Here is a 24661-nt window from a genome sequence, read left to right on the forward strand (position 1 = left end):
CCTCGTAAAAATTTAACTAAAACTGACCGCACTATTTTATACGGTTTGCAGGGAAAAGCGAAAAGATGAAAGTAAATATAAGAAAAAAGGACGCTTTTCAGCGTCCTCATTCTCTAAACTTTAAAAAATTAAAGTGCAGATTTTGCTTTTTCAACTAATGCAGCGAAAGCTACTTTGTCGAATACTGCAATATCGGCAAGGATCTTACGGTCGATTTCAACAGACGCTTTTTTCAAGCCATTGATAAATTTGCTGTAAGATAAACCATTTTGACGAGCCGCTGCGTTGATACGTGCAATCCATAATTGACGGAATTGACGTTTACGTTGACGACGGTCACGATATGCGTATTGACCTGCTTTGATCACCGCTTGGAAAGCAACGCGATACACGCGTGAACGTGCACCATAATAACCTTTAGCAGCCTTAAGAACTTTCTTATGGCGTGCTCTTGCAATAACACCACGTTTTACACGAGCCATTATTTAATCTCCTATGTATATTTTTCTAAAATGAACTAAATCGTACGTTTTGCTTAAATAACGGCTTATGCATATGGTAAGCAAGCCACGACTAAAACTTGGTCTGCTTTCGCAACCATGGATTTATGACGTAAATGACGTTTACGTTTAGTTGATTTTTTAGTCAAAATATGACGTAAGTGAGATTGTTTACGCTTGAAACCGCCGGAAGCAGTTTTTTTGAAGCGCTTAGCTGCGCCGCGTACTGTTTTGATTTTAGGCATTGTTAAAATAACTCCGCATTTTTTGTTTAAAACAACATAATCAGGCGAACTAAAAAGTTACTTGGAGGCACTGATTATTTCCACTATTAAGGCAAATTGCCTTTTCTCAAAGTAGTTAGGCTGCGTAGTGTGCCCAACATACAATGACTTTTCACCTAAGTGAAAAGATTTTTATTGAAATGAATATCTCAATAAAAAATTCTTATTTTTTCTTCGGTGCCAACACCATCACGGCTTGACGACCTTCTAACTTACCCGGTGCCGATTCCACAACGGAAATCTCAGCCAAATCATTTTTTACACGTTCCAACACATCTAAACCGATCTCTTGGTGCGCCATTTCACGCCCACGGAATCGTACGGTAATTTTGGCTTTATCGCCATCTTCTAAAAAACGAATAAGGCTACGTAATTTAACTTGGTAATCACCTTCGTCAGTGCCCGGACGGAATTTAATTTCCTTAACTTGAACAACTTTTTGTTTTTTCTTTTGCTCTTTTGCAGTTTTACTCTTTTCGTAAAGGAATTTACCGTAATTCATAATACGGCAAACCGGCGGCTCTGCATTTGGACTGATTTCAACGAGATCAAGCTCTGCTTGCTCCGCCATTTCTAAGGCTTGTTGAATAGGAACAATCCCTAATTGTTCACCATCTTGGTCAATTAAACGAACTTCTTTTACGCGAATTTCATCATTAATGCGATTTGGGCGATTTACTGCCGGCGCTTTTTTCACGGTTTTAATAATCGTATTCCTTCTATTGGTTTATGCAAAAATCCTCTGTAACACACAAAAGATTCCAAATTTTATTACCCGAGTAAAACGAGCAAAAACGCACGAATTCTATAGTATCCGCATATTTTATGCAACAAAATTTAGCCATTTATACGAATTTCTACACCAATACGTTACAAAAAGATTTGATAAGCGACTAATCCTTGCAGTTTCTAAACAAAGCCTATATTGATAACTGTTTGCCGTTGTCTAATTTCGTCATTTATGTCAAGAATTCCAAAGCACAACTTGATTATGCATTATGATGATCTCATTGAATACCTTTCAATAGTCTGTTTTTTGTTTTCTCTGCCGAATAGACGAAATCTCGTTAATTGTCGATTAAACGCATTTCATTTTTAGATCAATCTCTCTCCCTCTTCATAAGATTATTTTCAAAATATATAAACCTTGCAAATCCGGTATTACCAAAATAAAAATAAATACCTTTTATAAATATAGTTTTAGTTATCAATAAAAACTCATATAAAATTAACCGCACTTTATTATATCTGCTACATTAATAATAAAAAAATATACAAAGAATTGCCTTTCTCTTAAAAACAATTTATAATATCCGAACTTAATTTCTAATATTAGTTAAATTTATGCGTACTTCATTACAACAAACAAAATGGGGACTATTTAATCTCATTGAAGGTGATTTTATTAGTCAATTTGTCAAAGCTTATGGTGAATGGTCGGAAGTTGAAGTGCAGTTTTTCCGGAGCATTTTGTCTAGCCACAGTAATATTATTGAAGTGGGAGCAAATATCGGGATACACTCCGTCCCACTTGCAAAATTTGCGCCACAAGGTAAATTATTTTGCTTTGAGCCCCAACGTATTATTTTCCAAACTCTCTGTGCCAATATTTCATTAAATCATCTCACTAATGTTTACACTTATCACCAAGGCGTAAGTAATCAAAAAGAAGAGATTGAAATCCCCTCATCAAATTATGATACGGTTTGGAATTATGGCAGCTTTTCTTTGGATAAAGGATTTGATACGGAAGGGAATTTTCAAGGATCTACGCATAACGAATGGGTTCAAGTTGTTACTTTGGATAAACATCCCGAGATTCAAAAATTAACGGAGCTATCCTTACTGAAAATTGATGCGGAAGGATTTGATCTCAATGTATTAAAAGGAGCGACCAATATTATTAACCAATACAAACCTGTTATTTTTATTGAAGCCCATCCCCACAAATCCGAGGCAATATTGAATTATTTAAATCAACTTGATTATCAATGTTTCTGGTTTATTTCTGATCGCTATCAGCCTAATAATTATTTCAATCAGGAAAAAACCATTTCCGGTTTAGACTATAACCTAGCCTGTTTTCATCGCACAAAAACCTCAACTTTACCGATAGAAACATTAGCCAAACCTGAAATGGATTTATCTCAAGTACCACGACTAACGTATCAAAATTAAATAAAGAATATTTAAAAAGCATTTTGAATTCAAAATGCTTTTTCTGTTTATCTAAGAAGATATATGTGAAATGAATAAGAGGATATTTCCCCTTATTGAACTATAAATGCCCGTACTTTTCCCATAAAGCATTTTGTAAGCTAAAAGGTACTTCATTTTCTGCAGGAACAATTTTTTTATAGCTGCCATCAGGCAGCATTTCCCATGCTTTCGTATTATCTTTTAATGCCATTGTGAGACATTCTTCAATCACACGGGCTTTGAGCTCCGGGGATTCAATCGGTGTGGCAGTTTCAATTCGGCGGAAAAAATTACGCCCCATCCAATCTGCACTAGAAATATAGGTATTTTCTGCACCATTATTATAGAAATAATAAACTCTAGCGTGTTCAAGTTGACGCCCAACAATAGAACGCACACGGATATTCTCGGAAAGCCCTTCTACACCGGGACGTAATGTACACATTCCTCGCACAATTAAATCAATTTGCACACCTGCCTGACTGGCTTCGTATAAAGCTTCGATCACACCGGTATCGACCAATGAATTCATTTTTGCAATAATTCGCCCCGTTCTGCCCTCTTGTGCATTTCGAGTTTCTTGCTTGATGTGAGACAAAACCGATTGATGTAAAGTGAAAGGGCTTTGATAGAGTTTGTTTAATTTTACCGGACGACCTAATCCTGTAATTTCCATAAATAAGGTATTAACATCATCGGTAATTTGTTCATCGGTGGTGATTAAACCAAAGTCCGTATAAATACGGGATGTTCCTTGATGGTAATTCCCTGTGCCTAAATGAGCATAACGTTTAAGTAAACCTTTTTCACGCCGGATAATCAGTACCATTTTGGCATGTACTTTATAACCAAAGACACCATAAACAACATGAGCACCTGCATTTTCAAGCTGTTGTGCCCAGTTAACATTATTAGCCTCATCAAAACGCGCCATTAATTCAACAACAACGGTAACCTGTTTGCCTGAAAGCGCGGCTTTCATCAAGGCATTAACCAGTTCTGAACGGCTACCTGTGCGATAAATCGTCATCTTAATTGCCAATACATCCGGATCGTTTGCGGCTTCGCTAATCATTTCAACCACAGGATCAAACGATTGATAAGGGTGATGCAATAAGATAGGGGCTTGCCTGACATGATTCAAAATCGAATCAATTTTTGTTTTCTTGGATAGCGGGCTAGGAGTAACCGGAGGAAATTTTAAATCAGGTCGGTCAACTAAATCGGGAATAGCATTCAAACGAATAAGATTAACCGGGCCTTTCACCCGATAAAGTTCATTGCTGCCGAGCTTAAACTGTGCCAGTAAAAAATCATAAATATGTGCCGGACAAAGATCCGCCACTTCTAAACGCACACCGTCACCGTATTCGCGATAATGTAACTCACTTTGTATTGCAGTGCGTAGGTTGTCTAATCTATCTCTATCCGATTCCACACTCAGATCACTGTCTCGGGTAAGGCGAAATTGATGACAGCCTTTAACCGTCATACCTAAAAATAATTTATGTACGTTAGAATGCAAAATAGAAGAAAGAAAAACAAACCCGTTTTCGCCTTGGCAAATATCCGACGGCATTTTTACCACTCGAGGTAAAATTCGTGGAGCTTGTACGATTGCCATACTGGAAGGTCTGCCAAAAGCATCATTGCCGTCAAGTTCCACCGCAAAATTAAGCGATTTATTCAATAAACGCGGAAAAGGATGGGAAGGATCAAGCCCTATGGGCGTTAATATAGGTAATAATTCACGATCAAAATATTGACTTACCCATTCACGTTGCGCCTCAGTCCAACTTGAACGGCGATAAAAATGAATGCCTTCTTTTGCCAACTCCGGCTCAAGCACATCATTAAATAGAGCATATTGCTCATTAATTAAATCACGGGCTTCTTTTGAAGCAAAAGCAATCGCTTCTTCTGCTGTTCTGCCACTATCTAATAATGTATAAGGACTTAATTTACTTTCACGTTTTAAACTGGCAATCCGAACTTCAAAAAATTCATCTAAATTTGATGAAACAATACAAAGAAAACGTAACCGTTCCAATAATGGCGTATTCGGATCTTGCGCCTGTGCTAAAACCCGACGGTTAAAAGCCAGTAAACTCATTTCTCGACAAAGAAAACGATTGTTATCAGTCATTGTAATATCCCTATTTTTATCGTTACATTTCGAATGGAAAAAATAACCGATAAAAATGACAAAAACGTGACAAAAATATTAATTCCCTTTGTTTCCCCCATATTTTTGTTTATACTCTAACCGCTTTAACAGCATATTCATTCATATATCGCAAGTTTGTGTATAGGAAATGAACAAATCTGATTGTATTCTCAATTCTATTTTTCATCATATACCTTTGCTTGCAAATCATTAACTTTCTTAAGGATTTAAGAACTTATGTTAGAGATTTGGCAACAATTCAAACAAAACTATCTCATTAAATATTGGAATCCTGTCGCAGCCGTGATCGCAGCCGGTTTGCTTTCCGCTTATTATTTCGGTGTAACCGGTACTTACTGGGCTGTAACGGGAGAATTCACCCGTTGGGGAGGGCATGCGTTACAAATGCTTGGTGTCGATCTGAGCGAATGGAGCTATTACAAAATCATTGGAATGGAAGGAAGTATTTTTACCCGTATTGACGGTGTGATGATTCTAGGGATGTTCGCCGGCTGTATGTCCGCAGCACTTTGGGCAAATAACGTTAAATGGCGTAATCAACCGTATAAACGCCGTATTGCCCAAGCCTTAATCGGCGGAGCATTAGCCGGTTTCGGCGCTCGCCTTGCCATGGGGTGTAACCTTGCCTCACTTTTCACCGGTATTCCGCAATTCTCTGTCCACGCTTGGTTTTTTACTATTGCTACCGCACTTGGGACTTATATCGGAGTAAAAGTGACCTTACTCCCAATGTTCCGCGTGAAATTAGCATTAAAAAAAGGCGCGGCAAAATTAAACGAAACCGATCCCAAACAAGCCTCTCGTCGTTTTTGGCTGGGTATGGTGATTTTCTTTGCCTATCTCATGACATCACTTTATGTGATGACACATTCCATTAAACTTGGGTTCGCTATGTTTTGCGGCTTAGCATTCGGTTTATTAATCGAACGCGCACAAATTTGCTTTACCTCTGCGTTCCGTGATCTCTGGGTAACCGGTCGTGCTTATATGGCAAAAGCCATTATTTATGGAATTATCGTAGGAACGATCGGTGTTTTCTCCTATATTCAATTGGGCGTTTCACCAAAAATTATGTGGGCGGGGCCAAATACAATTATCGGCGGATTACTATTCGGTTTTGGTATCGTGTTAGCCGGCGGCTGTGAAACCGGTTGGATGTATCGTGCCATGGAGGGACAAGTTCATTTTATGTGGGTGGGATTAGGTAATATTATCGGTTCTACTTATCTTGCCTACGTTTGGGATGACATCGCCCCTGCCCTCGCCTTGGATTACGAAAAATTGAACCTACTTAAATCTTTCGGCCCGGTAGGCGGTTTACTAGTAAATTACGCTTTATTAATTCTCTGTTTAGTTGCGGTGGTTTGGTGGGAACGCCGATTCCTTGCAAAAGCCAAAGCAAAAATTACAGCGACACAACCATCTTGCGGTTGTTAATTCTTATTGATTAAAAAGGAAATGATTATGGCATTTATCGTTGTTCAAAAATTAGATAAAGATCCGAAAGACATCACCCCGGATTATACATTAGATACCTTAGGCGAACCTTGTCCTTATCCAGCGATTGCAATGCTTGAAACCATGCCACAATTACAAAAAGGTGAAATTTTGGAATTATTAAGTGATTGTGCCCAATCCATCAATAATATTCCTGTGGATACCAAAAACCACGGTTATACGCTCCTGAGTGTTGAACAAGATGGAACAAAGTTGAGATATTTGATTCAACGCTAAAACTCCTTCAGCAGCAAAAAGTGCGGTCAAAATTGACCGCACTTTTCATTATCTCCGGTATTATGTAGCAGTTGCACAAACTTAAATTTTATCTCATAGGTAGGGGCGCCACACTGACATCCGCCATACAACCTTTTAAAATCATTTAATTTTTACAGACACTGGTGTGACGTCCTTACATTTTCTTTAAATTGTGCATTGGCTACATAATGCGATTATCTATAATTTTTTAAATTCCAATAACATTGCACTTTGCGGATCTAACACAGGAATAGTTAAACCAGCATTAGCAAGCCATTCGCCACGGATAGAGACGATTTTTCCGTCAAAGCAATCACGCAACCATTGTGGGAAAATTTTCATTAAATGCCCCGCTTTCCCCTCGCGGATATAATTCGGAACAGAAAGCACACTGACTTGATAATTCCCATTGGCTTGCAAGTAAGGCAATCGGAGTTTCCCCATTTGCTTGTAATCCGGCATATCAAGTTGGCTTACAAGCACTACGGCTTGCGATTTATCTTTTGCCACTACGCCATGAAGAAGCGTTTTATCATCATGATAATCAAGACGGAATACCTCTCCGCCGTGTAATAACGGACGAAGTTGTTTGTGCAAGGCAATATATTTTGCAAAACCGATACATTCCTCTTCACTTTCTTTCACCGGATCAAGCTCTACTCCCATATGTCCAAATAAGGCGGTTAATCCCCGATAATCTATGGAAAAGCAACGATGCGTCGTTTGGCAAGGCGAACCGCCAATGTGCGCGCCCATTACTTCAGGCGGATAAAAATAACTCATCCCGCGGTGAATTTGTTGGCGGGTGTAGGCATCAATATTATCCGATGCCCAAAAACGCTGTGAACGTTTTAAAATTTCATAGTCGATACGCGCCCCACCCGATGAACAACTTTCGATTTCAACGTGCGGATAACGTTTTTGCAATTCATCAAATAAACGATAAGCGGCTTGAGTTTGTTCCACCACCGCTGCACGCCCTCGACTACCCGGTTGAACAAGACGGCGGTTGTGATCCCATTTAATATAATCAATGGCGTGACTGCCCAGTAACCAATCCATACGCGCTAACAAATAATCAAATACTTCCTGTTTAGTGAGATCCAATACATATTGATGGCGTTCTTCCGGTTGGTCATACCCCTCTAATTGTAATAACCAATCGGGGTGGGTTTGGTACAATTTGGTGGGTTTGTTGATCATTTCCAGTTCGACCCAAATACCAAATTGCATACCTAGTTTTTTCACAGCATTAATGACTTCGTTTAAACCGTTCGGGTATTTTTCTTCATCTAAATACCAATCGCCTAAACCGCCAAAATCATCATTACGCCCAATAAACCAACCGTCATCAATAATAAAACGCTCTACCCCCATTTCTGCGGCTTTCTCCGCCATTGCAATGATGTGTTTAGGGTGGTGATTAAACATAACGCCTTCCCAAATATTCAAATGTACCGGACGCACAGGATGAGCAAAATGTAAAATATGTTGGCGGACATGATTGTGAAATTGGCGTGACATACCGTTTAGTCCCTCTTCCGAATACACCGAATACACCCAAGGCGTGCTATGGCTTTCACCTTGTTGAAGTTGAATTTCTCCCGGTAAATAAAGATTTTCTAATTGGGCGAAACGGCGACCATCAATCAATACATCTGCACGAATACGGTGATTTCCCGACCATGCTAAGTGAAATCCCCAGACTTTACCCTGTTGCTGACTAAAATGAGGTGTTCCCAAAATCAGATTAGGGGCATATTCGTGAGAGGTGCGTCCATGGCGATTTTCTTGGACAAACGCACCGTGTTTAAGTGATACTCGATTTTCGTGTAATTCACGACACCAACGCCCGTAGAAACTTAATACTTCATCGGCATATTCAGGCACCGGCAAGGTAACGGTGAGACGATTTACGGTAAATTCGCCCTCGCCTAAGTTAGTTAAAGTATGACGGAATTTAAACACCCCATTTTCATCGCATTCAATTTCTGCCTTGAAAGCCAGTTTTGCGATATTGTCTTCCATTTCTAACACTAAAGTGCGGTCGGTTTTCGCAATGTTTTTGGTAATGAATACCGGCGCCCAATCATAACCGTTGCGATGTCCTTCCACACTTGAAACGCCAAAATAGCCTCTGCCGTTTTCTGCGGCGAGGGTAATTGGCGTATCTACATCAAGACTACCGTTTGCTACACCACGTTCAATGCTCATCACATCCGCTTCGGTAATTTCATCCAATTCAAGGTGTTTACCAAAATAGAGAATCTCTGCCGGTTCTGTGCGTAAAATTAAATCCGTCTCTTTGCTTTGTAAGCGAACTAATTGTGAACTCATAACACTTTCCTCTTAGTATTTTGTTTCAACTTTGCGATATTTATCTAATAAGGTGATATTGACTTTGGCGAGTAAATCACCGTGCAGTTTGTAATAACGAAAATAGACAAACAATTTCACCACATAGAAGAAAATCGGTAAGCCTATCATGATCACTTTCATATAAAATAAGGTGCTTTCACTTTGCGCTACATTAGGTACATAATCAATGGCTGTTAATAATACCCCGATTAAAAACGCGGAAACGGCGGAACCGGCTTTTACTACCATAGTTTGTACTGCATAGGCGATACTTTCGGAACGAATACCGAGCTTGTATTCGCCGTAATCTACGGTATCTGCCACCATAATCACTTGGAGTGTCCAGAACAATGCACTACCAATCTGCATAAAAATACCGGCAAGAATAATCAGGAAAATACTGTGATGTTCGGTAATACCGGTATAAGCTAAGATTGCACAACTAATAATGGAGCTAACAGAAATGCCAATCCATAACATACGGCGTGAGAAAAGTTTTGCCAAACGGGCGAATAAAATTATCACGGCGAGATTAGCAACACCGGCATAAGACATATAATATGGGAACATTTCTTTATCGCCCACTACATAGGTGAAATAATAAATGGCGAAACCTGAAATGATATTGCCTGCAATGTTGTAACAAAGCGCCATTACAAGCAAACTTGAAAGCTGATCGTTGCGTGGAATAAGCGATATGAGAGTTTTTAACGGTACTTTTTTCTGCGGTTCACCGCTTTCAATTGCATCGAAAGAATATTTTTCTTTGACATTCATTAAAGTGATAATCGTCGAAGCCACAAAAAAGCCGATAATCACAAGTGTAAACATTCTAAACCCAAAACCTTTATCATCGCCGCCCACTGCATCGACAAACGGCATACAGATACCGGCAGTCACAAAACCGGCAAGACTGGCAAAGAAACGCGGATAAGGCACGATTTCTTCACGTTCCCGTTGGTCAAGGGTTAAAGTCGGTGTAAGCGACCAAAACGGTATATCCATTAAGGTATAGGTCATTCCCCAGAGAATATAGGTAATTGCAATGTAAACGACAAGTGCCGTACCGGAGAAATAATCTGCGCAAAAAAGAGAAAAAAGTGAAATTGAATTAAGAATCGTGCCAATCAAAATCCAAGGTTTAAATTTTCCCCAGCGAGATCGTGTATTATTGACAATCCAACCCATAATAGGATCATTTAGCGCATCCCACACACGGGCAACCATAAAAATAGTGCCCACAACCGCACCGGATACCCCCAACACGTCCGTGTAATAATACATTAAATACATATACACAATGCCGATGGCAAAATCCTTACCGTAAGCTCCCAATCCAAAACTGATCTTGGTTTTCATTGATAAACTCATAATGAGCTCCTCCTTTTAGTGAGTTTCATAGCCTCATCATGACAAAAGGAAAAGTGCTTTCCTATACCATTTCTTTATACAAGATTCCTAAAAACTCACTTTATGAGATCTCAATATTAAAAAATGAATTTTCGGGAAAAATTTCTAGGAAAATAGGAATTTATCAAAAAATTCGCTATAATTTGACCGCTCTTTTGCTTGGTAATATTTCGTAGGTAATGAATGCAATCTGAAGATATTGTGTTGGATTATTTTGATCCGGAAAACGCCCTGGGTAGTAAAACAACCAGTCCCCTTTCCTTACCTTTAGAAAAACAATCGCTACGGGTAAAACTATGGCAGCCCCCTTTGAATATGCCTGCCCATCATTGGCACGGACATATTGAAATCAATATCCCCTTTAACGATGACGTAACATATTTCTACAACGGTTCACAAATTACAGTCAAAAAAAATCATATTGCTGTTTTCTGGGCGGCGATTCCGCATAGTTTGGTGGATCGTAAAAACTGTACTGAAATGGCGGTAATTGATATTCCTGTTCATCAGTTTCTTTCTTGGCAATTAACCGATAAGCTGGTGACTCACATCACTCATGGGGTCGTCATTCAATCCCAAAACCCTGCGCTCGCCGGCACGTTTGAAATTATGCGCTGGGAAAACGAGCTGACAAAAGAGGATAAAAATCGCAACCAATTAGTCTATAGTGAAGTGCAATTACTGTTAAAACGCCTAGAACTTGACGGGTGGGAGCTTTTATTAAAGACAAATTATGAAAATCACATGAACGGTAAATCCTCACGCCATACTCAATATTATGTGATTCAAATGCTTAACTATATCGCTAGTCACTTTAATCAAGCCCTCACCGTGTCTCAAGTCGCCGCTGCGGTCGGCTTGAATACCAACTATGCCATGGGACTATTTCAACGTGTAATGCAACTAACGATCAAACAATATATTACGATGATGAGGATTAACCACGCCAAGGCATTACTCACCGATACCGATAAAACCATGCTCGATATTTCACTCACAGCAGGTTTTAATTCTTTAAGCCGCTTTTACGAAAATTTTCAAAAATATACCGGACTTTCCCCAGTGAACTATCGTAAGCAAATGCGTGGAAATCTTCCAATTCATCATCTCATTAGATAAAAAACCATTAAATTTCAACCGCACTTTATAAGGAATATTATGAAACTTCCCGCTCTTCAATCAGCAAAACTGATTCGCCGCTACAAACGTTTTCTCGCCGATATTGAATTACCTGACGGTGAAATAATGACTATTCACTGTGCTAACACCGGTGCGATGACAGGCTGCGGAGAAAAAGGCGATACCGTCTGGTATTCCCATTCCGATAGTCAAACAAGGAAGTACCCCCACTCATGGGAACTAACCCAACTTGCTAACGGACAACTTTGCTGTATTAACACCCATCGCTCCAACCAGCTTGTATTTGAAGCATTAAAAAACAAGCAAATTAAAGAATTGGCGATGTATGATGACATCTATCCTGAAGTCAAGTACGGTGAAGAAAATAGCCGTATTGATTTTTTACTAAAAAGTGAAGGACTTCCCGATTGCTATGTGGAAGTGAAATCGATCACCTTGGTAAAAGGTAATCTCGGTATGTTCCCTGATGCCGTCACAACACGAGGACAAAAACACGTGCGAGAATTATTGACCATGAAAAAACAAGGACATCGTGCCGTAATATTGTTTGCTGGTCTGCACAATGGGTTTGATCGTTTTAAAATTGCCGAATATATCGATCCCGACTACGATCGATTATTAAAAGAGGCAATAGAACAAGGTGTAGAGGCTTATGCTTACGCCGGTAAATTTGAAATTTTAGAGGGAATTCCTACCGCACTTTCATTGGCTGAATCCGTGCCTTATATGAAATAATAAAATTTTGAGAATTATTTGCATTTATTTATTGACAGACTTATTGAGAACAATTATCATGTAATCATTCTAACAACAAATGGTTGTATCTCCAGTTAGATACAGCGTCATGATAATCACTCCACATTCCCGCCTATTTCCCCACAAATAGGCTTTTTTTTTATTCACCATAACTAACATTTAATCTCAATATCAAGAATTCATTTATTCCATTCCATTATAACTAATTCATTTCAATTCTTTCCCGATGAGAAAAATCTTCTCTACTATAATGCCTACGAAAACGCTTATGTCATAAAAGAAACAATGAATTGGGATTACATTATCAGCGTGTTACCACGCTTTGTTGATGCAACATTGATAACGCTTGCCCTCTCGTTTTGGGGGATTTTATGCTCATTTATTATTGGCACGATTTGTGCAGTCATCAATAGTTATCACTTTAAGGCATTAAATTGGTTGGTGAAAAGTTATATTGAACTTTCACGTAATACCCCATTATTGATTCAAGTTTTCTTCCTTTACTTCGGGCTTTCAAAAGTCGGCATCAAATTAGACGGTTTTACTTGCGGGGTAATCGGCTTAGCTTTTTTGGGCGGAAGCTACATGGCGGAAGCGATTCGTGGAGGCTTAGAAGCGGTTTCCAAAGGTCAAATTGAATCTGCGCTCAGTATTGGTTTAACACCATTTCAGGCCTTTCGTTACGTGATTTTTCCACAAGCATTGGCTATTTCCATACCGGCGATTGGGGCGAACTGTCTGTTTTTAATGAAAGAAACCTCCGTTATTAGTGCCGTTGCGGTGGCAGAACTGATGTTTATAGCAAAAGAAATTATCGGAATGGATTATAAAACCAACGAAGCGTTATTTTTATTAGTGGTGTTTTATTTAATTATTTTACTGCCTATCTCAATTTCTATTCGTTATTTAGAACAACGCACACGGAGAGCAAAATATGGGATTTGAATTATTATTCCAAGGCAATAATTTCACCAGATTGCTAAACGGTCTTTGGGTGACCGCTGAAATAGCCTTCGTTTCCGTCTTTTTTGCCTGTCTTTTTGGGGTAATTTTAGGGGTGGTAATGACAAGCAAAAATGCCGTAATTAAAGTGATTTGCCAAGTTTATTTAGAATTTGTCCGCATCATCCCTTTGCTCGTTCTACTGTTTATCACCTATTTTGGCTTGGCAAAATGGTTTGACATACATTTAGACGCTATCACCGTCTGCATTTGGGTATTTATTTTTTGGGGAACCGCAGAAATGGGCGATCTTGTGCGCGGCGCGTTAACCTCCATCGAAAAACATCAGGTTGAATCCGCTTATGCTTTAGGACTAACGCCTTTTCAAACCTTTATTTATATTTTGATCCCCCAAAGTTTAAAACGTGTTACCCCAAGTGCCATTAATCTTTTCACCCGCATGGTGAAAACCAGCTCCCTTGCGATGTTAATCGGCGTAATAGAAGTGATTAAAGTCGGTCAGCAAATTATTGAACATTCACTTTTTAGCAATCAATCGGCGGCACTTTGGATCTATGGCGTCATTTTCTTGCTCTATTTTATGATTTGTTATCCGCTCTCATTATTTTCCCGTTATTTAGAAACCCGTTGGGAAAGCTAAGGAATACCTATGACATTATTAGAAATAAAAAATCTTGTTAAAAACTATGGTGAGGTTGAAGCATTAAAAGGCATTAATCTTTCCATAGAAAAAGGCGAAGTCGTTGTAATTTTAGGCCCGTCCGGCTGTGGAAAAAGCACATTACTTCGCACATTAAATGGCTTAGAGCCCATAAAGAGCGGTCAATTATTGCTCCAAAATGCCGGTGAGCTGGGTAAAGACATCAGTTGGGTCAATGCACGTCAACGAATTGGCATGGTATTTCAAAGCTATGAATTATTTGCCCATTTATCGGTGATCGACAATATTTTGCTCGGACCTTTAAGGGTTCAAAAACGTGATCGATCAGAAGCTGAAAAACAAGCGGACGAATTATTAAAGCGAGTGGGATTATTTGATCGAAAAAATGCCTATCCCCGTGAACTTTCCGGCGGGCAAAAACAGCGGATCGCCATTGTTCGTGCGCTTTGTATGAATCCTGAGATTATGTTGTTTGACGAAGTCACTGCTGCGCTTGATCCCGAAATGGTACGCGAGGTACTGGATGTGATTTTAGGGCTTGCCAAAGAAGGCATGACGATGTTGATCGTAACCCATGAAATGGGCTTCGCCCGCCAAGTGGCAAATCGCATTGTTTTTATGGATAAAGGGCAAATTATCGAACAAGCTAAACCGGAAGATTTTTTCACCAACCCCACCACGGATCGGGCGAAAACATTTTTAAACATCTTAAACTATGAACCGAGAGGAACAAACTATGAAGAAAACATTTAAAAATTTAACCGCACTTTTTGCCACTGCGACTCTTGCCCTAGGGCTTACCGCTTGCGGTGACAATACGCTAAGCAAAGAGGCTTCACAAACTGCCTCAACCATTGAGCAGTTGAAACAAGCCGGCAAAATTCGTATTGGCGTATTCAGCGACAAACCGCCTTTCGGCTATGTAGATGCCCAAGGCAAAAGCCAAGGTTTCGATGTGGAAATCGGTAAAGCCATCACCAAAGATCTCTTAGGTGATGAAAATAAAGCGGAATTTGTATTAGTGGATGCCGCCAATCGTGCGGAATATTTACTTTCCCAAAAAGTGGATATTATCCTCGCCAATTTCACCGTAACCGCAGCGCGAAAAGAGGTCGTGGATTTTGCTAATCCTTATATGAAAGTGGCGCTTGGCGTGGTTTCAAAAAATGGTGAAGTCATTACGGAGCTTGAGCAATTAAAAGACAAAACACTTATCGTTGATAAAGGCACCACAGCGGATATTTTCTTCACCAAGAATTATCCGAATATCAAATTATTGAAATTTGAACAAAACACGGAAACCTTTGAAGCGCTACGAGACGACAGAGGGGATGCCCTATCCAATGACAACACCTTCTTATTTGCTTGGGTAAAACAAAATCCGGGCTATACCGTAGGCGTGAAAAGTTTTGGTGATCAAGATGTGATTGCGCCTGCCGTCCGTAAAGATGCACCGGATTTATTAAATTGGCTCAACGCTGAAATTGAAAAACTTTCAAAAGAAGGCGTACTCAAACAAGCCTACGAAAAAACCTTATTGCCGGTTTATGGTGATAGTGTGACTGAAAGCGATATCTTAGTAGAATATAAATAAATTCACAAAATAAAAGGGCAATAATACATTGCCCCTTTAATTATAATCACGAATATCACATAAAGCGCCCAACTAAGGTCTGAGTTGTTGTCCGAACAATGATATAAATTGTGATCTCATTCACACTTTTAACATTTCATTAACAAAACCATTGACATTTTTCTTGATCTATACCATCGTTCTTGAAAACGGTTTTTTTAGTATAGAACAAACGAGATACATCTAATGAAATTATTTTCAAATAAATCATTTAATGCGGGTCTAAAAGATTCAATATCTTTTGGGCTTGCATTTATTTTTCTGTATGTCCCTATTGGGGCTTTAGGTGCTAGCCAAGGTTTAGGTTTATCCGAAGTGATGGCTACCAGTATTTTTATCTTTTCGACACCATTACAATTCATGCTAATTCAGAGTTACGGCGCCGGAATATCTCTAATACCAATCATTTTGGCATTAAATTCTCGATTTATTTTAATGTCATCTGCGTTATCTGGGTATTTTAAAAATATTTCATATAGAAAGATATTCTTATCAAGTGTCCTAATTGTTCCTTCTGTTTTTTCAGCCTGTATTTCTAGATTTAAAAATAAGGAAGAAAATTATTTTTTATATTTCTTAGGTGTAGGGCTACCCATTTATATTGTTTCTGTTTTATCAACATTTATAGGTTATTATACGGGTTCTGAAATTAGCTCACCTCTATTTTATGAAATCGTTAAAATCGTTTTACCATTACAATTTACTGCTCTAGCAGCAAAACATTGGCCGGATTATCTTGATATTAGCGCATATTGGCTAGGCTTATTATTAGCACCTTTATTCGTTTTCTTATTTAAAGAATATACGATGATTATTGCACCCTTTTTAATTGGTATTTCTTTAGCACTCATTGAATATATAGGTAAGAAAAAATGACAAATATTATCCTTTTGATTCTTTTCTCAGCAATAACTATTTTTATCTTTAGAATATCGCCTTTCTTTTTGAAAGAGAATAAACATTTAAATAACAAAGAGGGATTTATATATAAATCCATAAGTTATAGCGCTCAGGCTATGATTGGAATCATCGTTTTTAACAGTGCGTTTTCTGGGAAAGACATCGTAAATATGATAAATGATTTTAGCCCAAAAACTATCATCATATCATTTCTATTGTTAGGGACATTTATCATGACCATCGTAACAAAGAAAATAATACCTAGTTTTATAATCACACTAACATTATACAGTTTAATACTCTATTACTTCCCTATGTAAAACACAGTGTTTTCCGGTTTGCCCTATTCGCTCATCACAAATTGTTCTCTTAATTGATGAAGTTGATCTCGAATAGCCGCAGCTTTTTCAAACTCCAGATCTTGAGCAAATTTATACATTTGTTGTTCCAGTTTTTTGACTTGTTGCTGATATTCCTTGGCATTTTTCGGGGCATTATAAAGTGCGGTCGGTTCTGCCACAATTTTGGCTCGTGATTTGCCTTTCCCTTTATTTGTAACACCCTGACCAATATCCAATAACTCACCCACTTTTTTGTTTAAGGCTTGTGGAATAATGCCGTGTTCTTCATTGTATTTCATTTGTTTTTCACGGCGACGGTTGGTTTCCGTGATGGCTTTTTCCATAGATTTGGTAATGCTATCGGCATATAAAATCGCTTTTCCTTTCAGATTACGTGCAGCACGACCAATGGTTTGAATAAGCGAACGTCCAGAACGCAAGAAACCTTCTTTATCCGAGTCTAAAATTGCCACAAGTGAAACTTCCGGAATATCCAAACCCTCACGTAATAAGTTAATGCCAACCAGTACATCAAATTCACCTAAACGTAAATCACGGATGATTTCCACCCGTTCAACAGTGTCAATATCCGAATGGAGATAACGCACCCGAATACCGTGCTCATCCAGATAATCCGTGAGATCTTCCGCCATTTTTTTGGTAAGGGTCGTCACTAAAACACGCTCATTTCTATCCGCTCTTTGGCGTGCTTCGGAAAGCAAGTCGTCCACCTGAATAGCAACGGGGCGAATTTCAATTTCCGGATCAAGCAAGCCTGTCGGACGCACCACTTGGTCGATAATTTCATCGCCGGATTTTTCTAATTCATAAGGCCCCGGTGTAGCGGAAACATAAATAGTTTGCGGCGCAAGGCGTTCAAATTCTTCAAAACGCAACGGGCGGTTATCTAAGGCTGAAGGCAAACGGAAACCATACTCTACCAACGTTTCTTTGCGTGAACGGTCGCCACGATACATTCCACCGATTTGCGGGACGGTCACGTGGGATTCATCAATAATCAAAATAGCATCAGAGGGCATATAATCGAACAATGTCGGTGGCGGTTCACCCTCATTCCGACCGGAAAGATAGCGCGAGTAATTTTCAATGCCGGAGCAATAGCCCAATTCATTCATCATTTCAATATCGAACATTGTTCGCTGACTAATGCGCTGTTCTTCCAGCAATTTATTTTCTTTGATGAAATATTCACGGCGTTGTATCAACTCTGCTTTGATTTTTTCGATGGCATCTAAAATGCGTTCACGCGGCGTAACATAGTGGGTTTTCGGATACACCGTATAGCGTGGCACCGCACCTAAATGATGCCCGGTCAGCGGATCAAACAAACTTAATCGTTCAATTTCATCATCAAATAATTCAATACGGACGGCAATATCGTCAGATTCTGCAGGAAAAATATCAATAATTTCACCACGCACACGAAATGTTCCCCGCTGAAAGGCTTGATCATTACGCGTGTATTGCAATTCTGCCAATTTGGCAAGAATTTGGCGTTGATCAATAATCGCACCTTGTTGCAAATGCAACATCATTTTTAAATAACTATTCGGATCACCCAAACCGTAAATAGCAGAAACCGAAGCCACTACAATCGTATCACGGCGCTCCAAAAAAGATTTGGTTGCGGAAAGACGCATTTGTTCGATTTGATCATTAATGGAGGCATCTTTTTCAATAAAAGTGTCACTACTTGGCACATAGGCTTCAGGTTGATAATAATCATAGTAAGAAACGAAATATTCCACCGCATTTTCAGGGAAAAAAGCCTTCATTTCTGCATAAAGCTGGGCGGCAAGGGTTTTATTTGGTGCAAGTAACATCGCCGGACGATTAAGTTTTGCGATCACATTGGCGATAGTAAAAGTTTTACCCGATCCCGTTACCCCAAGAAGGGTTTGGTGGGCAAGCCCGTCATCTAAATTTTCAGCGAGTTTTTCAATGGCTTGAGGCTGATCACCGGAAGGGTTGAAATCAGAATGAAGAATAAAAGGTTTACTGTTAATTTTTTCTGCCATAGAAGTGCGGTTAAAATTGAGTGAGTTTTTATTGGCGCTATTCTAGCATATTTCTTACTCCAAATAGAGTGAAAAAGGTAAGTTTTACACAGTGTTAGCAATGTCAAGAGAAAAACCTCACAAAATTAGAAACTTTTTTTAGATTTTTTACTGGACTTTACTTAGCTAATTGATAAATAAGGAAACGTCATTTTGCAATCAATTACTGTCCCGCATTGTACAATCCCAGTATTTATCAGCATTACCGGATCTTATTTTATTTTAATCCACAAAGTTATCCACAGTCTTTGTGGATAGAAAAATACGTTAAAATTTTTTTGAATTTTTTTATTTTACCCGTTGACAAACTATTACTCGATCATTAAAATGCGCCTCCGATTCACTGTGATACAGAATTTATTCCTCCTTAGTTCAGTCGGTAGAACGGTGGACTGTTAATCCATATGTCGCTGGTTCAAGTCCAGCAGGAGGAGCCAATTTCTCTTTTGGTTTAGGATTTGTTTGTCTCCTTTTACGAATTCTAAATTAGCAACCAAAAGATGTTAAACCCATCATTTTGATGGGTTTTATTTTTATCTTTTACCTTCCAAACAATACTACGCCACCAATCGATTCAAGGGTTGTGCCGTAAAGTAACGTTAACGCAAAGAAAATCATTATGCTACCCGCAACGATTTTTACTATTTGTCCGCTATATTGATTTAATGCTTTCGCCCCGTACCATTTCCCTAGTTGTATTGCTATATTCTTAGCATAACGCACTAAAATAGCAAAAAGGGAAAGCGTCAGCCCTGTGCCGATTGACATCGCTAACGTAGCAAAAATCCCCCAAATGAAAAGATTCGTCATATAAGCAAGGAAAAGCACAAAAATTGCCCCTGTACAAGGGCGTAAACCAATACTCATAATCACAAGAAATTGGCTTTTCCAACTATTGGCTTGTTTTAATTGAGCCGCATTCGGTAAATGTTGATGTCCACAGCCACAATCCGCTTTAAAAGTGCGGTTAATTTTGACCGCACTTTGTAACGGCAAATGAGTCAGCCGAACGGATTTAATACGAAAGGCTTTTGCTGATTTTCTCGTTCCTTGATAAATCCAATAAACCCCAAGCCCGAGTAATAAAATTAACGCACTACGTTCCAACCATAATTGGCTTAATTTGAAATAGCGAGAGGAGAGATTTAGAATCACCACAATAATAGAGGTTGCAGTAATTGCCACGATCCCCTGCATAAGTGAGGAAAGTAAGCTTAATTTCACACTTTGTTTTAGTTCACTTTCATGCGTAGATAAATAGCTTGCAATAATAAATTTGCCATGGCCCGGCCCAAGCGCATGCAATACACCATATAGAAAACTTACTGTAATTAATAACACGCCTGCCGAAGTAGAATGTTGCTGAATAGCGTGAAGATTTTCAGATATCAATCGGTTAAACATCTGCTGCCACCCTATGGTTTTCATAAAAAGCCAAGGTAACAACCAAAAAATACCAATAAATACGGCAAGTAATGCAATCAACCATTTAAATGGAAAAACAGACTTCATAGCTACACCTACTCACACCAAATTTTTATTTTCTGTGCAAAAAGCATACCGAGAGAATCATCCTCATCCTTCCGAGTTTTATCGAGCGATGAGGCATAGAATCGTATTTTCTCATCCACATTTGGCTCAATGATTTCCCCTTTGCAGTTTTCCGGAAGTGCAGAAAAATCGACCGCACTTTTTTCCTCCGGATAATACATAGAAACATAATAAGTCCGATCGTAAGTCATCAGCGTAAATTCGTTATTCTTTAATCGCTGAGGTTGTGCCAATAAAAAATCAAAATAGTATTGAACTTTTGCCTCTTTCTTATTTACACCATAATTTTGTATTTGTTTTTTATATTTAATTTTGTTGTTATTTTTATCAAAAAAATAACTAAAATAATGTTCGTTCACCACATTATTCATCACATCATCGATCAATTTTTGTTGCTCAACCTCACTCCGCACCTGCTTCATATCATACAGAATCGCTGAAGAACTTGGCTCATCCAATGTCCATTTCATCGAAAAGCCAATTAATTGATTTTGTTCAATCAACGGTTTACTTTGCATTTCAATAAAAGCATGAGGATGAGCAAATACCGTATCGGTATAAAATAAAGAAAGTAGTAATAGTCTTTTCATATTAGCCCTCATCTAAAAAATTCGTTTATTCTAGCATAGACAAAAAAATTCTAAAAAACGTTTACTTTATAATCAAAAATTAATAAGTCATCGAAATTTATTGACTTACATCAATAAACAAGAAGATTGAATTTTATTTTTCAAGAGGTTTTATGTACTATGCACCTCGTCAAGTGATTGCTTGATATTCATAAAGTTCCTAAATAAAATAATCATAAATATATAGCTAAACTACTTTCCTACCACCCGAATCGGGTGGTTTTTTTTGCCTTCTCATTAGCTTATTTGCTAAACATCAAGTAAAATGACCGCACTTTTTTAACCAGTGAGAAAGAACGAGTATGTCATCACAATTTGTTTATACCATGCATCGTGTCGGGAAGGTTGTTCCACCTAAACGGCATATTTTAAAAGATATTTCCCTAAGTTTTTTTCCCGGTGCGAAAATTGGGGTTCTTGGCTTAAACGGGGCGGGTAAATCCACTCTACTCCGCATTATGGCCGGGATTGATAAGGAGATCGAAGGAGAAGCACGTCCACAACCGGGCATTAAAATTGGCTATCTTCCACAAGAGCCAAAGTTAGAACCGCAACAAAGCGTGCGTGAAGCCGTGGAAGAGGCCGTCTCTGAAGTTAAAAATGCGCTTACTCGTCTTGATGAAGTTTATGCCCTTTATGCCGATCCTGATGCGGATTTTGATAAACTCGCAGCAGAACAAGCCGAGTTGGAAGCAATCATTCAAGCACAAGACGGACATAATTTAGATAACCAGCTAGAGCGTGCCGCCGATGCATTACGCTTACCTGATTGGGACGCAAAAATTGAGCATTTGTCGGGTGGTGAACGCCGCCGTGTCGCACTTTGCCGTCTGTTGCTTGAAAAGCCGGATATGCTATTGCTCGACGAGCCGACCAACCACCTAGATGCAGAATCAGTGGCGTGGTTGGAGCGTTTCTTACACGACTATGAAGGTACGGTAGTAGCAATTACCCACGACCGCTATTTCCTAGACAATGTGGCCGGTTGGATTTTAGAGCTTGACCGTGGTGAGGGAATTCCGTGGGAAGGTAACTACTCTTCTTGGTTGGAGCAAAAAGAAAAACGCCTAGCCCAAGAGCAAGCGGCGGAATCGGCTCGTCAAAAATCTATTGAGAAAGAATTGGAATGGGTTCGCCAAAATCCGAAAGGTCGCCAGGCGAAAAGCAAAGCACGTATGGCACGTTTTGAGGAACTCAATTCAGGTGAATATCAAAAACGTAATGAGACCAATGAACTCTTTATTCCACCGGGTCCACGTTTAGGTGATAAAGTGATCGAAGTACAAAATCTCACTAAATCTTACGGAGATCGTACCCTAATTGATGACCTTTCTTTCTCCATTCCGAAAGGTGCGATTGTAGGGATCATCGGGGCTAACGGGGCGGGTAAATCTACTCTATTCCGTATGCTTTCAGGTCAGGAAAAACCTGATAGCGGCTCTATTGCAATGGGAGAAACCGTTGTTCTCGCCTCCGTAGATCAATTCCGTGATGCCATGGATGATAAAAAAACCGTGTGGGAAGAAGTATCAAACGGACAAGATATTCTCACCATCGGTAATTTTGAAATTCCAAGCCGTGCTTATGTCGGACGCTTCAATTTCAAAGGTGTTGATCAACAAAAACGGGTTGGCGAACTCTCCGGTGGTGAGCGTGGGCGTTTACATTTAGCTAAATTATTACAAGCAGGCGGCAACGTGCTCTTACTGGATGAACCGACTAATGATCTTGATGTAGAAACCTTGCGTGCATTAGAAAATGCAATCTTGGAATTCCCGGGTTGTGCAATGGTGATCTCCCATGACCGTTGGTTCCTAGACCGTATTGCAACCCATATTTTAGACTATGGCGATGAAGGCAAAGTCACCTTCTACGAAGGCAACTTCTCCGACTACGAAGAGTGGAAAAAGAAAACCTTTGGCACAGAGGCATTGCAGCCACACAGAATGAAATATAAACGTATTGCAAAATAAAAGGCAAGAAAAGTGCGGTTAATTTTAACCGCACTTTATAATTTCAGGAGTCAAAATGAAAAAATTATTACTCATTTCAATCATAGCATTGGGAGCGACAGCCTGTGTTTCAACCGAGCTCTCTAATCAAAATACCCCTTATGATGTCACAAAAGATGCCAGAATTCGTTTATACGGACAAAACGGACGACCATCTTTTCTAACAGTCAATATCGATGGTAAAAAAGAAAAAGTGACTATTGGAGGCGGTTTAGCACAAGCATTTAGTTCAATGGTTGGCGCTAAAGGAAACGAGAGTATTGGAATGCCGGAAACACTATTAAGTAAAAATCCATCTGCACATTCAAAATTCTTATCTGGCATCTTTTTTAAAGAATTTGTTATTCCGGCTAACACCGAAGTGCAAGTAACCAATGAAATTATTCCACTGGACAGCACTCATACGCATTACACAACAACGGAAAAAATTACTACTATTATCAAAGGAAAGGGCTGTAAAGGAAATACTATCACCTTTATTCCTGAAGCCGGTAAAGACTATGAAGTTGCACCAATAAGCACCAATCGTGAGTGTGGTGTTACTCTTTATGAAATCAAATAGAAATAGAGTGTTTATTTAGGAGTGATTATGTTAATTTCTTTGCACGTTTTCTGTGCATTTTTAAGTTTAGGGCTTTTAATTGTTCGCGGCATAATGCAATTAAGTGGGAAAGATTGGCGAGCCATAAAACTGTTAAAAATTTTACCGCACTTAGCAGATACGCTTTTAATTGTAAGCGGAGCAATCATATTTTTCCTATTGCCTTTTGAATTGGAAACTTGGCTTATTGCTAAACTCTGTCTGCTCATTTTGTACGTTATCTTTTCAGCAAAATTCTTTGGCAGAAAAGTAGTAAAAGCCAATCCAATATTTCTACTGCTTTCTCTCATAAGCTTTATTGGTGCGATTCTCATTGCTTATCTCCATTAAGTTGAGATTGAGATATAAAAAATCCATCTTTAAAGATGGATTTTTATTTTTCTAACCGCCTACTATCTTCACGGTGAAACCTTTTTCTTCCAGTAATCGTTTGAGCAACTCTCTTTTTTCACCTTGGATTTCAATATCACCGCCCTTTACAGAACCGCCTGTGCCACAGCGTTTCTTGAGTTCCGTAGCAAGTTTTTTCAATTCTTCATCCAATAAATCTAATCCGGTAATGACAGAAACAGCGGCACCTTTTCGACCGCTGGTTTGTCGTTGAATACGCACAATACCATCCCCCTTAGGTCTTGATGGTTGAGCTTTTTCTTCTTTAATTCGCCCACTTTCAGTGGAATAAACTAAAACAGATTCGGACAT

At 39.0% G+C, this 24661-nt stretch carries 24 protein-coding genes and 1 tRNA gene; 15 read left to right on the top strand and 10 right to left on the bottom strand.

Features of this window, described 5'->3' with window-relative positions:
- Nucleotides 1-128: 128 nt before the first annotated feature.
- From rplT to infC, 3 genes are all read right to left on the bottom strand, one after another.
- A complete protein-coding gene (rplT, locus tag PNEUHYL_RS06870) occupies nucleotides 129-482 on the bottom strand; it encodes a 50S ribosomal protein L20 (RefSeq protein ID WP_005596075.1) in 354 nt (117 codons plus the stop codon).
- Between the two features lie 65 nt (nucleotides 483-547).
- Nucleotides 548-745, bottom strand: a complete 198-nt coding sequence (gene rpmI / locus PNEUHYL_RS06875; RefSeq protein ID WP_034613912.1) for a 50S ribosomal protein L35 — start codon at nucleotides 743-745, stop codon at nucleotides 548-550.
- Nucleotides 746-947: 202 nt separating this feature from the next.
- Nucleotides 948-1481: a translation initiation factor IF-3 gene (gene infC / locus PNEUHYL_RS06880; protein ID WP_059366468.1), complete on the bottom strand. Its 534-nt coding sequence runs from the start codon at nucleotides 1479-1481 to the stop codon at nucleotides 948-950.
- Between the two features lie 647 nt (nucleotides 1482-2128).
- Between infC and PNEUHYL_RS06885 the strand changes: the two genes are divergently transcribed.
- Complete coding sequence (locus PNEUHYL_RS06885) at nucleotides 2129-2962, top strand: FkbM family methyltransferase (protein ID WP_059366471.1); 834 nt, start codon at nucleotides 2129-2131, stop codon at nucleotides 2960-2962.
- A 100-nt stretch (nucleotides 2963-3062) separates the two neighbouring features.
- Here PNEUHYL_RS06885 and ppk1 read toward each other — a convergent pair whose 3' ends face one another.
- Entirely contained in the window at nucleotides 3063-5186 is a 2124-nt protein-coding gene (ppk1, locus tag PNEUHYL_RS06890; RefSeq protein ID WP_077664000.1) for a polyphosphate kinase 1, read from the bottom strand.
- A gap of 201 nt (nucleotides 5187-5387) precedes the next feature.
- Between ppk1 and yedE the strand changes: the two genes are divergently transcribed.
- Together yedE and yedF are read left to right on the top strand one after the other, a co-directional pair.
- Nucleotides 5388-6608 (top strand): selenium metabolism membrane protein YedE/FdhT, encoded by a 1221-nt coding sequence (gene yedE / locus PNEUHYL_RS06895; protein ID WP_059366475.1) that lies wholly within the window; start codon nucleotides 5388-5390, stop codon nucleotides 6606-6608.
- 27 nt (nucleotides 6609-6635) lie between these two features.
- A complete protein-coding gene (yedF, locus tag PNEUHYL_RS06900) occupies nucleotides 6636-6905 on the top strand; it encodes a sulfurtransferase-like selenium metabolism protein YedF (protein WP_059366477.1) in 270 nt (89 codons plus the stop codon).
- A 219-nt stretch (nucleotides 6906-7124) separates the two neighbouring features.
- Here the strand turns inward: yedF and PNEUHYL_RS06905 are convergent, their stop codons facing one another.
- A complete protein-coding gene (locus tag PNEUHYL_RS06905; RefSeq protein ID WP_059366479.1) occupies nucleotides 7125-9263 on the bottom strand; it encodes an alpha-galactosidase in 2139 nt (712 codons plus the stop codon).
- Nucleotides 9264-9275: 12 nt separating this feature from the next.
- Nucleotides 9276-10655: a melibiose:sodium transporter MelB gene (gene melB / locus PNEUHYL_RS06910; protein ID WP_059366485.1), complete on the bottom strand. Its 1380-nt coding sequence runs from the start codon at nucleotides 10653-10655 to the stop codon at nucleotides 9276-9278.
- Between the two features lie 222 nt (nucleotides 10656-10877).
- Here melB and melR point away from each other — a divergent pair, with 222 nt between their 5' ends.
- The 8 genes from melR (at nucleotide 10878) to PNEUHYL_RS13970 (ending at nucleotide 17067) form a co-directional block, all read left to right on the top strand.
- Nucleotides 10878-11813 (top strand): transcriptional regulator MelR, encoded by a 936-nt coding sequence (gene melR / locus PNEUHYL_RS06915; RefSeq protein WP_059366488.1) that lies wholly within the window; start codon nucleotides 10878-10880, stop codon nucleotides 11811-11813.
- A 39-nt stretch (nucleotides 11814-11852) separates the two neighbouring features.
- Complete coding sequence (gene sfsA / locus PNEUHYL_RS06920; RefSeq protein WP_059366489.1) at nucleotides 11853-12569, top strand: DNA/RNA nuclease SfsA; 717 nt, start codon at nucleotides 11853-11855, stop codon at nucleotides 12567-12569.
- 306 nt (nucleotides 12570-12875) lie between these two features.
- Nucleotides 12876-13535 (top strand): amino acid ABC transporter permease, encoded by a 660-nt coding sequence (locus PNEUHYL_RS06925; RefSeq protein ID WP_059366491.1) that lies wholly within the window; start codon nucleotides 12876-12878, stop codon nucleotides 13533-13535.
- A complete protein-coding gene (locus tag PNEUHYL_RS06930) occupies nucleotides 13525-14193 on the top strand; it encodes an amino acid ABC transporter permease (protein ID WP_059366493.1) in 669 nt (222 codons plus the stop codon). The genes PNEUHYL_RS06925 and PNEUHYL_RS06930 overlap by 11 nt, the downstream gene beginning before the upstream one ends.
- Before the next feature lie 9 nt (nucleotides 14194-14202).
- On the top strand, nucleotides 14203-14967 hold the full coding sequence (locus tag PNEUHYL_RS06935; protein WP_059366498.1) for an amino acid ABC transporter ATP-binding protein: 765 nt from the start codon (nucleotides 14203-14205) through the stop codon (nucleotides 14965-14967).
- Nucleotides 14951-15808 (top strand): cysteine ABC transporter substrate-binding protein, encoded by an 858-nt coding sequence (locus tag PNEUHYL_RS06940; RefSeq protein ID WP_059366500.1) that lies wholly within the window; start codon nucleotides 14951-14953, stop codon nucleotides 15806-15808. Before PNEUHYL_RS06935 ends, PNEUHYL_RS06940 begins: the two co-directional genes overlap by 17 nt.
- Nucleotides 15809-16033: 225 nt before the next feature.
- Nucleotides 16034-16723, top strand: a complete 690-nt coding sequence (locus PNEUHYL_RS06945; protein WP_059366502.1) for an AzlC family ABC transporter permease — start codon at nucleotides 16034-16036, stop codon at nucleotides 16721-16723.
- A complete protein-coding gene (locus tag PNEUHYL_RS13970) occupies nucleotides 16720-17067 on the top strand; it encodes an AzlD domain-containing protein (protein WP_059366504.1) in 348 nt (115 codons plus the stop codon). Before PNEUHYL_RS06945 ends, PNEUHYL_RS13970 begins: the two co-directional genes overlap by 4 nt.
- Before the next feature lie 23 nt (nucleotides 17068-17090).
- Here the strand turns inward: PNEUHYL_RS13970 and uvrB are convergent, their stop codons facing one another.
- The gene (gene uvrB, locus PNEUHYL_RS06955; protein WP_059366506.1) at nucleotides 17091-19127 is read right to left on the bottom strand and encodes an excinuclease ABC subunit UvrB; all 2037 of its coding nucleotides are present in this window, start codon (nucleotides 19125-19127) and stop codon (nucleotides 17091-17093) included.
- Nucleotides 19128-19527: 400 nt separating this feature from the next.
- On the opposite strand from uvrB, the gene PNEUHYL_RS06960 reads away from it, so the two are divergent.
- Nucleotides 19528-19603, top strand: a tRNA-Asn gene (locus PNEUHYL_RS06960).
- A gap of 103 nt (nucleotides 19604-19706) precedes the next feature.
- Here the strand turns inward: PNEUHYL_RS06960 and zevB are convergent.
- Nucleotides 19707-20678: a zinc transporter permease subunit ZevB gene (gene zevB / locus PNEUHYL_RS06965; protein WP_059366508.1), complete on the bottom strand. Its 972-nt coding sequence runs from the start codon at nucleotides 20676-20678 to the stop codon at nucleotides 19707-19709.
- A gap of 8 nt (nucleotides 20679-20686) precedes the next feature.
- Nucleotides 20687-21307: a zinc transporter binding subunit ZevA gene (gene zevA / locus PNEUHYL_RS06970; RefSeq protein WP_059366510.1), complete on the bottom strand. Its 621-nt coding sequence runs from the start codon at nucleotides 21305-21307 to the stop codon at nucleotides 20687-20689.
- 341 nt (nucleotides 21308-21648) lie between these two features.
- Between zevA and ettA the strand changes: the two genes are divergently transcribed.
- The 3 genes from ettA to PNEUHYL_RS06985 are packed head-to-tail and all read left to right on the top strand — an operon-like array spanning nucleotide 21649 to nucleotide 24289.
- Complete coding sequence (ettA, locus tag PNEUHYL_RS06975) at nucleotides 21649-23319, top strand: energy-dependent translational throttle protein EttA (RefSeq protein WP_059366515.1); 1671 nt, start codon at nucleotides 21649-21651, stop codon at nucleotides 23317-23319.
- A 55-nt stretch (nucleotides 23320-23374) separates the two neighbouring features.
- Nucleotides 23375-23920, top strand: a complete 546-nt coding sequence (locus PNEUHYL_RS06980; protein ID WP_059366521.1) for a hypothetical protein — start codon at nucleotides 23375-23377, stop codon at nucleotides 23918-23920.
- A gap of 27 nt (nucleotides 23921-23947) precedes the next feature.
- Nucleotides 23948-24289, top strand: a complete 342-nt coding sequence (locus tag PNEUHYL_RS06985) for a SirB2 family protein (RefSeq protein WP_059366523.1) — start codon at nucleotides 23948-23950, stop codon at nucleotides 24287-24289.
- Between the two features lie 51 nt (nucleotides 24290-24340).
- On the opposite strand, the gene yciH is transcribed toward PNEUHYL_RS06985, so the two are convergent.
- Nucleotides 24341-24661, bottom strand: coding sequence for a stress response translation initiation inhibitor YciH (gene yciH, locus PNEUHYL_RS06990; protein WP_059366525.1), 321 nt, complete (start codon nucleotides 24659-24661; stop codon nucleotides 24341-24343).

This window comes from Rodentibacter caecimuris, from assembly GCF_001019715.1.
Lineage (GTDB): Bacteria > Pseudomonadota > Gammaproteobacteria > Enterobacterales > Pasteurellaceae > Rodentibacter > Rodentibacter caecimuris.